Annotated in this window: 11 protein-coding genes and 1 pseudogene; 3 read left to right on the top strand and 9 right to left on the bottom strand. The window is 60.1% G+C overall.

What is annotated here, in order from left to right; translation table 11 throughout:
• Positions 1 to 2066 (top strand): annotated as a pseudogene (mfd, locus tag JCM9942_RS06050) (transcription-repair coupling factor); the annotation flags it as partial.
• 107 nt (positions 2067 to 2173) lie between these two features.
• On the top strand, positions 2174 to 2794 hold the full coding sequence (locus JCM9942_RS06045) for an HD-GYP domain-containing protein (protein WP_054658413.1): 621 nt from the start codon (positions 2174 to 2176) through the stop codon (positions 2792 to 2794).
• A gap of 526 nt (positions 2795 to 3320) precedes the next feature.
• Here JCM9942_RS06045 and JCM9942_RS18885 read toward each other — a convergent pair.
• The 9 genes from JCM9942_RS18885 to JCM9942_RS18875 all read right to left on the bottom strand — a co-directional run bounded on the left by JCM9942_RS18885 (position 3321) and on the right by JCM9942_RS18875 (position 9304).
• Positions 3321 to 3701, bottom strand: a complete 381-nt coding sequence (locus tag JCM9942_RS18885; RefSeq protein WP_145974344.1) for a hypothetical protein — start codon at positions 3699 to 3701, stop codon at positions 3321 to 3323.
• Positions 3702 to 3864: 163 nt separating this feature from the next.
• Positions 3865 to 4086: a hypothetical protein gene (locus JCM9942_RS18880; RefSeq protein ID WP_145974343.1), complete on the bottom strand. Its 222-nt coding sequence runs from the start codon at positions 4084 to 4086 to the stop codon at positions 3865 to 3867.
• An 802-nt stretch (positions 4087 to 4888) separates the two neighbouring features.
• Positions 4889 to 5311 (bottom strand): hypothetical protein, encoded by a 423-nt coding sequence (locus JCM9942_RS06040; RefSeq protein ID WP_054658411.1) that lies wholly within the window; start codon positions 5309 to 5311, stop codon positions 4889 to 4891.
• A gap of 389 nt (positions 5312 to 5700) precedes the next feature.
• On the bottom strand, positions 5701 to 6048 hold the full coding sequence (locus JCM9942_RS06035) for an antibiotic biosynthesis monooxygenase family protein (protein WP_054658409.1): 348 nt from the start codon (positions 6046 to 6048) through the stop codon (positions 5701 to 5703).
• A gap of 521 nt (positions 6049 to 6569) precedes the next feature.
• Positions 6570 to 7142 carry an NADPH-dependent FMN reductase gene (locus JCM9942_RS06030; RefSeq protein WP_218185463.1) on the bottom strand — a complete coding sequence of 191 codons (573 nt, stop codon included), beginning with the start codon at positions 7140 to 7142 and terminating at the stop codon, positions 6570 to 6572.
• 573 nt (positions 7143 to 7715) lie between these two features.
• Positions 7716 to 8093 (bottom strand): hypothetical protein, encoded by a 378-nt coding sequence (locus tag JCM9942_RS06025; protein ID WP_054658407.1) that lies wholly within the window; start codon positions 8091 to 8093, stop codon positions 7716 to 7718.
• A 70-nt stretch (positions 8094 to 8163) separates the two neighbouring features.
• On the bottom strand, positions 8164 to 8394 hold the full coding sequence (locus JCM9942_RS06020) for a hypothetical protein (RefSeq protein WP_145974342.1): 231 nt from the start codon (positions 8392 to 8394) through the stop codon (positions 8164 to 8166).
• A gap of 172 nt (positions 8395 to 8566) precedes the next feature.
• On the bottom strand, positions 8567 to 8857 hold the full coding sequence (locus JCM9942_RS18145) for an excalibur calcium-binding domain-containing protein (protein ID WP_083468437.1): 291 nt from the start codon (positions 8855 to 8857) through the stop codon (positions 8567 to 8569).
• Positions 8858 to 8971: 114 nt separating this feature from the next.
• Entirely contained in the window at positions 8972 to 9304 is a 333-nt protein-coding gene (locus JCM9942_RS18875) for a hypothetical protein (protein WP_145974341.1), read from the bottom strand.
• Positions 9305 to 9763: 459 nt separating this feature from the next.
• Between JCM9942_RS18875 and JCM9942_RS18870 the strand changes: the two genes are divergently transcribed.
• The coding region (locus tag JCM9942_RS18870; RefSeq protein WP_218185462.1) for a ribosomal eL19 family protein at positions 9764 to 10010 on the top strand (247 nt) is incomplete at its 3' end.

Below are 10010 nucleotides of genomic sequence, written 5' to 3'. Positions count from 1 at the left end.
CGCACCCGCCGCGCCGGACGCGAGCCCGAGGCGATCATCCGCGACCTGGGCGAGCTCAGCGAAGGCGCTCCCATCGTCCACGAGGACCACGGCGTGGGCCGCTACCGCGGCCTGATCGCGATGGATGTCGGCGGCATGCCCGGCGAATTCCTCGACATCGAGTACGCCAAGGGCGACCGCCTGTACGTGCCGGTCGCGCAGCTGCACCTGATCAGCCGCTACTCCGGCGCCTCGCCGGAAACCGCGCCACTGCATTCGCTCGGGGGCGAGCAGTGGGCCAAGGCCAAGCGCAAGGCCGCCGAGAAGGTGCGCGACGTCGCTGCCGAGCTGCTGGAAATCCAGGCCCGCCGCCAGGCGCGCGCCGGGCTGGCGCTGGATATCGACCGCGCGATGTACGAACCGTTCGCCGCCGGCTTCCCGTTCGAGGAAACCGCCGACCAGCAGGCCGCGATCGATGCGACCCTGCGCGACCTGCAATCGGCCCAGCCGATGGACCGCGTGGTCTGTGGCGATGTCGGCTTCGGCAAGACCGAAGTTGCCTTGCGCGCGGCCTTCGCCGCGGCCAGTGGCGGCAAGCAGGTGGCGGTGCTGGTGCCGACCACGCTGCTGGCCGAACAGCACTACCGCAACTTCCGCGACCGCTTTGCCGATTACCCACTGCGTGTGGAAGTGCTCTCGCGCTTCAAGAGCACCAAGGAGATCAAGGCCGAGCTGGACAAGGTCGCCGAGGGCACCATCGATGTGATCATCGGCACCCACCGGCTGCTGCAGCCGGATGTGAAGTTCAAGGATCTGGGGCTGGTCATCGTCGATGAAGAGCAGCGCTTTGGCGTGCGCCAGAAGGAAGCGCTGAAGGCCATGCGCGCCAACGTGCACCTGCTCACGCTCACCGCCACGCCGATTCCGCGCACGCTCAACATGGCCATGGCCGGGCTGCGCGACCTGTCGATCATCGCCACCCCGCCGCCGAACCGGCTGGCGGTCAAGACCTTCATCACCGCCTGGGACAACGCGCAGCTGCGCGAGGCGTTCCAGCGCGAGCTCGCGCGCGGCGGCCAGCTGTACTTCCTGCACAACGATGTGGAAAGCATGGGCCGGATGCAGCGCGAGCTGTCCGAGCTGGTGCCAGAGGCGCGCATCGGCGTCGCCCACGGCCAGATGCCCGAGCGCGAGCTGGAAAAGGTGATGCTGGATTTCCAGAAGCAGCGCTTCAACGTGCTGCTGGCCAGCACCATCATCGAATCGGGCATCGATATTCCCAATGCCAACACCATCATCATCAACCGTGCCGACAAGTTCGGCCTGGCCCAGCTGCACCAGTTGCGCGGCCGTGTCGGCCGCTCGCACCATCGCGCCTACGCCTACCTGGTAGTGCCGCCGGACAAGCGGGCGATCAGCGCCGATGCGCACAAGCGGCTGGAAGCGATCGCCTCGATGGATGAACTGGGCGCCGGTTTCACCCTGGCCACGCACGATCTTGAAATCCGCGGCGCCGGCGAGCTGCTCGGCGAGGACCAGAGCGGGCAGATGGCCGAGGTCGGTTTCAGCCTCTATACCGAGCTGCTGGAGCGCGCGGTACGGTCGATCAAGGCCGGCAAGCTGCCCGACCTGGATGCCGGCGAAGAAGTCCGCGGCGCCGAGGTGGAGCTGCATGTGCCGGCGCTGATCCCGGAAGACTACCTGCCGACGTGCATACCCGCCTGACCCTGTACAAGCGCATTTCCAGCGCCCGCGACAGCGCGGCGCTGCGCGAGCTGCAGGTGGAGATGATCGACCGCTTCGGGCTGCTGCCGGACCCGGTCAAACACCTGTTCGCCATTGCCGAACTCAAGCTGCAGGCCAACGCACTGGGCATCCGCAAGCTGGAACTGGGCCAGAACGGTGGCCGTATCGTGTTCGAAGCCAAGCCCGAGATCGATCCGATGGCGGTGATCCAGCTGATCCAGAAGCAGCCCAAGCTGTACCAGATGGAGGGCCCGGACAGATTGCGCATCAGGCATCCGCTGCCGGAAAGTGCCGACCGTTTCAACGCCGCACGCGCCCTGCTGACCACTCTGCGGCCGTGAAAGCCCTGATTAAGACAACCGATGAAGATTGCGTGAAAAGGCGGGCGTACCGACAATAGGCGCCCCCACTCTTACGCACGCGGCCGTCCCCCCCCGGCTCCGTACTGATGCCATCTATTTCCTCACCCGTGGGACTTTCCATCCCTCCGGAAGACAACTCATGCGCCATCGAGGTGCTGGCCGCCGCGCTGGATCAGCGCGACAGCTACACCGATATCCATTGTGACCGGGTTTCGCAGCTGGCCTTGGCGCTGGGCAAGCGCTGTGACCTGTCCGAGGACCGCCTAGGCCACCTGGTGCTGGCCGCTCGTTTCCACGATGTCGGCAAAATTGGCATCCGCGATGACGTGCTGCTGCATCCGGGCCGTCTGGACGAGGAAAAATGCCGGGCGATGCGCACCCATCCTGAACGCGGCGCGCGCCTGTTCCGCGCCACCGGGCGCGAGGATGCGGACCACGTAGCCCGCCTGATCCGCCACCACCACGAGGCCTTCGATGGCAGTGGCTACCCGGACGGCCTGAAAGGCGGCGATATCCCGCTGGAAGCGCGCATCCTCACCATCGCCGACGGCTACGATGCGATGACCTCGGCCCGTCCCTATCGCGGCCCCATGCCGCATTCGCGCGCCATGGGCATCCTCACCGAGGAACAGGGCCGGCTGATCGACCCGGACGTGTTCCACGAATTCACCCGGATCATCCAGGCCGGCGCACTGGAAGAAGTCTGACACCCGGTCACCGCGCCGCGATGGCCGTCGCCGCAGTGACATACAGAAGGCCCGGCACTGCCGGGCCTTCTGTTTTCCGCACACCGTGTGCGCCAGCCACCACATCCCCCCGCGATCCCGGTCGGTGCCGGCCATCGGCACACCGGCCACGCATCCGGGGGCGGCAGCCAAGGAAGGCAGTATCGAGAGCGCGCCGAGGGCACGGAAGTTGGCCCAAGCCTACGCGTCAGTGGTGAGCCGCACGCACACGTGGCTATCGGTAAACGGCGCCACATCGCGGCCCCGTTCGTGAAGATGGCTGGCGCCTGGCTAGGGCCACCAACGGCAACGTTCCACGCATGCGAGGAACGCCGGGCAAGGTCGCGCAGATGGCATTCACACGCAAATTTCCAGCCATCCTCGATGCCCGCTAACGTGATAACTGCGGAATGAAGTTTTGCGAAGGCCGGAGCCGCAGACTCTGCAGGACAGTGGCGGAGTCAAGCCGACCCGCGAAATGGCGTCGGCTCGAATGAACTGCCAGGGCTCACTTCCCGCATGCTGGCACGACTGCCGGTGCCGGACTGAGGTATGTAACCTCTCCCGCGCAAACCCTATAAGCAAATGAAGTGCTGGCAAGGCCGGAGTCCGGAATCGCCGCGGTATGCATGATCTCGCCTGAGGGGGCGATGAGTCTGATCAGTGCATTATCAACGCTGACAGCGTTGCCCGGCGTCGCAAGCTCAAGTGTGAAACCATCGGAAAGGCGAAGCCTGGCGGCCTGTCTGGATGGCAACTGCAAATCAAGGGTAACCGGCGCAGAATCATCAAACTGCAGAGTGCCAGTGAACTGAACGCGCTCTGGTATGCCAGCCGATGCCCCCAGCGAAACGCTGGTCAGAAACAGGAATACGGCTACAGTTTTCATCGTGCACCTCCAGGTTGTGGGATTGCTGCCCGTCAACCCTAACACCCACGTCACGCCGGCGGGCAGCGCGTGGCCGGCAACATGGCCAGCTCGTTCTGCCATGGTGTTGACGTGGCGATGAAGTTTCGGCTTGAACACATTCTCCGGCACGCCGGACGTTTCGCTAGTCCTGAATCAACTTGCCATTGCGGCCAATCTTTGCATTGCAAGACGCGCAGGACCAACCTCCAAGCATTGCCTCGCGACCATTCGCGGGTTTGCGAAAGCGCGGCAGCACCGCATCGCATTTGGGGCATGACTTGCGCGGCATGAGCAGGCCCAGCAGCAAGACCCCCAGTCCACCAGCCACGCCGCCAACAAGCATTGCTGAAGTCAAAATTTTCATGGCTCTCCTGCCACCTGACGCCTGAGTCAAGCCGCACCGTTCAGGGCATCGCATTGAATTAATGGAATGAACTGTCAGCTGGCCTGTACTAGCCCCAGCGCCATCGTGGCTTCTCGCCCTTAAGCCAGCAGATGAAAACAAGCACGAGAAGGACAGTCCATGTCATGCACATGAAGCCAACGATATTGCTGGCCGGAGGAAACAAGAAAAAAGCTGCAACGAGAAGTGCAACTGCGGCACAAAGAACCAGCCAACCTTGCCATTTGACGGGGAACCCCCAACCCCAGCCGTATTTTTTTGCGGGAAACCAGTAGTCATCCTTTTGCACGAATCCTCCAAATCCGGCTGGCGCCGGAGTTAATCCGCATTACGCAGCGGCGTCGGCTTGAATGAACGGTTAGGCCTTATACGCGGATGAACAGCGAGGGTGCGTATGCAGACCAGTACAAAGCAACAGTACCGATGAAGCTGAAAGCCAATGCAAAGCCGACATGACGAGCGGTAGGCCTCCATGTGGCAAGGCCGACAACAAGCAGGCAGAGTCCAGGCAAGGCCCACCACCATTTGATAGTGCGAAATACGAACTGCGAATAGCCTGATTGAGTGACGTTGAAGCTGCTCCAGGCTCCCGTGAATGCATCAGCAGCGCCGTGTTGTACGGCATAGATGAAGTAGCCTTAGGCCAGGGCCAGTAGCAACACAATGGCAATGAGCGCGATTCTCTTGAACATGAGGCCTGACACCTGCGTTAAACCACGCCGCAAAACGGCGTCGGCTGGGATGAATTTTCAGCTGACCGCGACTATGCCAGCCAGCTGGCTTTGGCGCCTTTCTGACTCAACAGGACCAAGGCGATTCCAACCGCCAGCACTACGCCCTGCATTGCCATCACCGCCGGGCCGCCCAGCCGCGCGCCGTCCGTAAGGACGAACAAGTTGAGATCCTGCAGCAGGATCCCAAGCAGCGAGGCAACAAATACAGGAAACGCCCAGTGCTTACGAAGCAGCAGCCCAACCGAGCCTAAAGTCCCGGCGATTACAGCCAGTGCCGTGGCTGCTACGGCCCAGAGCGGGCGAGAGGCATAGAGTTCTTGCTGCGCCGCTGGCAGCTTTGCGATATCAGCAGCGGACAGACTCAGGTCCAGGCCGAAGGCAGCCAGGCCGAGAAGATTCCAAAGCAAGGCAAGCACCGCTACAGGCTTCAACCACTTCGGTGGTGCATTCATATCTACTCCCAAGTCGCGGATGAACGTGCTCGGACAGCTAACACCTGGATTAAGCCGTACCGCGACGCGGCGTCGGCTTGGACGAATTGTCAGGCGTTCTTCGATGAACGCCGGAGAGTGCCTGTGAACACAGTACCTGGTAAGACGGTATTGAAGACCGTTCACGCGCACTCATCACTGCCGGATGCGGTGCCGACCACGGTTGATACCGGCTAGAACCAAAGTTGGAAGCATCATCTATCCCAAATCCCCTACCTCTAAACGAGCGGGCCAGGTTCCCTTTTACATGCCATGGAACTCAACCTGCCCCCGCTACTTGAAGGTTTCCATAGAACGGTTATGGGGGAATCAAACCGGGGTGGTGACGCGACATCGAGTGGAACCCATCCTCAGGAACCATCCGCGCCCATTGGCAGCATGAAGTCGGCGACCGGGTCGAGAACGATCTCCGGAAAACGCTCCGAAACAGCCTTTGCCATCTGCGCACTGGCCACGGGATCAACGGACCCCAATGCGAACGCCACATCACGCGCTTCCGCGCTGGGCCACTGGGCGTAGCTGTACCAGAGGCCATCGGCCCCCCGATGCAACCGGGAACCAAGCGAACCGCGCTCCGAGCGCAGTAACCCGGACACCTTGGACCACGCTTCGATGAAAGCACTTTCCGAACCGGAGTGAAGCCGCCAGCGGTACAGAACTGCAAAACCGGGCCCAGAAGATGCGTTTGTCGCTGTCATGTCAAATGGCACCTGATGTCTGATGAACTGGCGAACGGGATATCGGTACAACAACAGAGGAGCAAGAACGGGATCGGGTTCACTTTTACATCCCACAGAACTCAACCCGACCCCGTTACTGGCGTTGCGGCAGCAACGTCGGTTTGAATTAATTGTTAGCCGTCACGCGGTGGCACGATGAACGGGCGATTAGTGAGTAATATATAAAGCCGGAGAATGACGTTTACTATTAGGGCGTACGCGATGCTTAAGGCTGCAATAAAAATTACAATTGACCGAAGAGATGTGGATGCATTGTTTGGAATGGTTGCAACAGATAGTGTCAGTGCAGTAAGTGCAGCGATTGGCACGGCAATGACTGTGAGTGGCCGCGGAAGGCGATTTTTAATTCCACAGATTAAGCACCTTATCTCAACCTGGTCGAAAATGCCGTAAGGCAGAAGATCCCAGACGGTAACTGAGAGAGGCTTTTTGCATTTTGCACAAATTGCGGCCATTTTTATTGACGACTAACATCTGAGTTAAGCCGCGCCGAGAAGCGGCGTCGGCTTGGACGAATTGTTAGGCCTCTGGCGCATTCCGCTCCGCGGGGGTGCGCGAGAAGGCCGGCGACAGCCAAATGGATCAATCGCCTGCCGCTGATGAGACGCGGCAGCCGCCCACCAATAGAGCTGTTCAACCCCCCGGCCGGCATACCGCTCCCATCTGGCGGGATCCTGCCCTTCCAACAGCTCGCCGTTCTGGGCGAAAACCTGGTCTGCGCTGGGGAAGTGCACCATGGCCGATACGGGCAGACAGCCCAGTTCCGCTAGGAAGGAGCGCATGTTCACCGCCGCGCGGGTGCCGCCCCACTGGCCGCTGGAGTAAGTGGCGATGAGGCTTGGCTTGAATGAAAACGCCGAGCTTGGGAAGTGATTGAGCAGGTCTGCAAGCGCCGGGCTCATTGAGTGGTTGTACTCGGGGCTCAGCATGACGTAGGCATCCGACTCCCGAATAAGGTCCTCGAGGCGGGCTAACGGTTGGGGCTTGGCTCCCCGGTTGTAAGCGAAGGCAGGCTTGAACACTTCCGATACCGGGTAGGCGAGCGGATCCACACTTGTGTTTCAAAACGCTCGCGTAGATGCATCGCCAAGAAGGCAGCGACGCGTTCGCCGAGTCGAGGGGGCTGAGGCGGGGATGACACACGGCGGGAGCCGAGAAAAAGAAGGGCCTTCATTGCCGGTTCCTGAGGCCTAACGCCTGAATTAAGCCGAGTTGCGATAGCAACGTCGGCTTGAATGAATTGTTAGACAATGGTTGAGCGGAACGATCCAATGTGCAGCCATGAGTATATAAGAGTGCTAAGGATGAGAGGGTGTGTAATAAATACGGAAATGCCAATGGATAGCCATACAGGGTCTCCTCCATTGGTGATCATTATGCCGGCGACGGTGGCGGTCAGGGCTGCGATTGGGGAGATTATGGCAAAGGCTAATAGATGGATATGATTGCGAGCTTTGCAGTTTGGGCAATGTACGCTCCAGCTTTTTAAGCTCCCAATTGAGGCTAAGATGAATCCTAAAAAGCCAATATGCTCTCCGCATGTGGCGCAGCTTGAGTGTCTATCGGCCATTGTCTAACACCAGAATTAAGCCGTGCCGCGAAGCGGCATCGGCTTGAATGAATTGTTAGGCGACACTCTCATTCTTCCGCTTCCCGCCCGCAACGAATAAAAGAATTCCGAGAACGCTGATGAAACCCTCGACGAGGAGTGCAGCCGGAACCTCAAAGTGACCCTCGCCACCCCAGGATGGCCGCGAAACGCCAGGAAAAGACCCAAACAGGACGGAAGTAAAGAGGAAGGCAGTGAGCGTAAAGGCTGCGGATCTGATCTGGCCATCGCTCAGTGGGCGTGTGCGCAGGAACCATAGCCAGATCAGCTGTGGTGCTCCAAACATTGCGGTGAACATGATTGCCCCTGGAACGAACTCGCTCTCCGACATGACAGCGAAGAACTTGAAACTGGCGACGCAGATGAATGCTAACGCGAGCAAGATGGGCTTCATTGGATCTCCACGTGTCGCCTAACTCTGGAATTAAGCCGCGCCGCGTAGCGGCGTCGGCTTGAATGAATTGTTAGGCCGCGACTGCATAGGCGAGCGAGTCCGCGACCACGTAATAGTTTGCGCCCCACGCCTCATGGATGTGAAATACCGTCTCTCCGGGCTCAGCCACGAGCCCGCCGGCGGTGGAATTGCTGACCGTGAGGCCTGCAAGTGTCAGCCGCGGTGCGAGGTCGACGCGGCTGACACCGTAGAAACGAAGTAAGCCATGTTCCGAGCCGATCTCTTTGCGAATACGGAGCACTAGCTCCTGGGCCTCTGCGGACCAAGACATAACCTCGGCCTCTGCATCGGCAAGGTTTTTGGTAAGGGCCGTTGGTAGGTCTAAGAACATCTTTCTCTCGCGGCCTAACACCGGAATTAAGCCGCGCCGCGAAGCGGCGTCGGCTTGAATGAATTGTTAGGCCTTGCGCCGCTTACTGACACCACTGCTTCTCGCAAGGCACACCGTCATTGTCGCCGTCCATTTTGGTGTTGGGGCAATGCTGTACGAAGTAAGTGGCCTCGGCACAAGAACGCATCTGGGAGCAGTGGGTCCTTCCGTCACAACTGAACCTCGCTGCGACTGGGGCAGCATTTGACGGTGCTACAGCGGCCGCAGGGGGCGACGTAGCAATGGCTGCTTCTGCGGTGCTTATGGCCTTGTACTTGCCGTACCCATACCAACCGAGGGCGGCGAGGATAGCTAGGACGATTAGATTCTTCACGTTGCGATCCCCTTTGCTCGCAAGGCCTAACGCCAGAATTAAGCCGTGCCGCGAAGCGGTATCGGCTTGAATGAATTGTTAGGCACCAACCTTTGATACTCGGGCTGGTGCAACTCAGTCGCACCCAAAATACTTAGCCTCTTGCGCGCCACAGTGATCTGAGCTTGAAGTGCACGACTTGAGCATGCCTCCAGCAAGGACAAGCAAGAATAGGCAGCCGCCGACAACAGGTGCAACCTCGCCGATGAAGCTTCCTATGCTCCGTGTCCACTTGGCGTAAAACTTTGAGCGCATTGCGAGCCAAAAATCTACGCTGACTAGCGCAAAGAGCAGCGTTGGAACAGTAAGAATCAATGGCCACCATTCGCCCGTGAAGTACCAGCCACCAGCACCTAGTGCACAAGGCACAAAGAGGATTAAGAGATAGGAATGGTCTTTAAGGCTCATGGATGCTTGCTGTGCCGCCTAACTCTAAGTAGACCCCGAAAGTGGGGTGTAGCGCGGAGTATGGCCGCAGGTTGCGACGATGTGAACCGGGGAAATCCGGCGCCGGCTCAAGGGGTTGCGTTATTTCCCCGGACGGCCGGCCGGTGCCTGCGGCCGGTGTTATGCCGCAGGAAAGTCGCCATATCGATTAGACCCCCGATGCTCCGGTGTAACGCCGCTGCCGGTATGTGGCCTGATTGAGCCGGCCGGGTCGTTTTGCCCGGTCCGGCAGCCGGTTTTCCAGGCCAACGTGGCGCCGGCCTGCGCCGTTTGCAGTAACCCGCCGCCCTTCGGGGCGATCTTTTGGGGCCTGCTCCAAGCGGTTGTGGGGTCCGGCACGGGGAACCGGAGCCGTTCGCGCCGCTGTGGGCGGCTACGGGCAGCCCGGAAACGCCTGCTTTTGAGACAGAAGTCTCATCGATGCCGAAAAAAGCGGCATCGTTGCCACTTCAAGTGCCATCGTTGCCCCAAAAAGGGGCAACGTTGCCGGAAAAAGTGGCATCGATGCCCCAAAAAGGGGCAAGCGTGCCGAAAAAAGCGGCAGTGATGCCCCAAAAAGGGGCAACGTTGCCGGTCAAAGTGGCATCGATGGCGAAAAAAGCGGCATCGATGCCGTTTCAAGTGCCATCGATGCCCCTTTTTGGTGCAACGCCGCCGCGCGCCGGTC

Origin of the sequence: Stenotrophomonas pictorum JCM 9942 (assembly GCF_001310775.1) — a bacterium.
GTDB classification, from domain to species: domain Bacteria; phylum Pseudomonadota; class Gammaproteobacteria; order Xanthomonadales; family Xanthomonadaceae; genus Stenotrophomonas; species Stenotrophomonas pictorum.
The sequence above is the reverse complement of the archived record's forward strand: the minus strand, read 5'-3'. Positions and strand labels throughout refer to the sequence as shown.

Excerpts from the sequence above, each read along its gene's own strand:
- JCM9942_RS06025 (WP_054658407.1), bottom strand. The coding sequence starts at position 8,093 with ATGAAGCCCATCTTGCTCGCGTTAGCATTCATCTGCGTCGCCAGTTTC.
- JCM9942_RS06045 (WP_054658413.1), top strand. The coding sequence starts at position 2,174 with ATGCCATCTATTTCCTCACCCGTGGGACTTTCCATCCCTCCGGAAGAC.
- JCM9942_RS06040 (WP_054658411.1), bottom strand. The coding sequence starts at position 5,311 with ATGAATGCACCACCGAAGTGGTTGAAGCCTGTAGCGGTGCTTGCCTTG.
- JCM9942_RS18875 (WP_145974341.1), bottom strand. The coding sequence starts at position 9,304 with ATGAGCCTTAAAGACCATTCCTATCTCTTAATCCTCTTTGTGCCTTGT.
- JCM9942_RS06035 (WP_054658409.1), bottom strand. The coding sequence starts at position 6,048 with ATGACAGCGACAAACGCATCTTCTGGGCCCGGTTTTGCAGTTCTGTAC.
- JCM9942_RS18880 (WP_145974343.1), bottom strand. The coding sequence starts at position 4,086 with ATGAAAATTTTGACTTCAGCAATGCTTGTTGGCGGCGTGGCTGGTGGA.
- JCM9942_RS18885 (WP_145974344.1), bottom strand. The coding sequence starts at position 3,701 with ATGAAAACTGTAGCCGTATTCCTGTTTCTGACCAGCGTTTCGCTGGGG.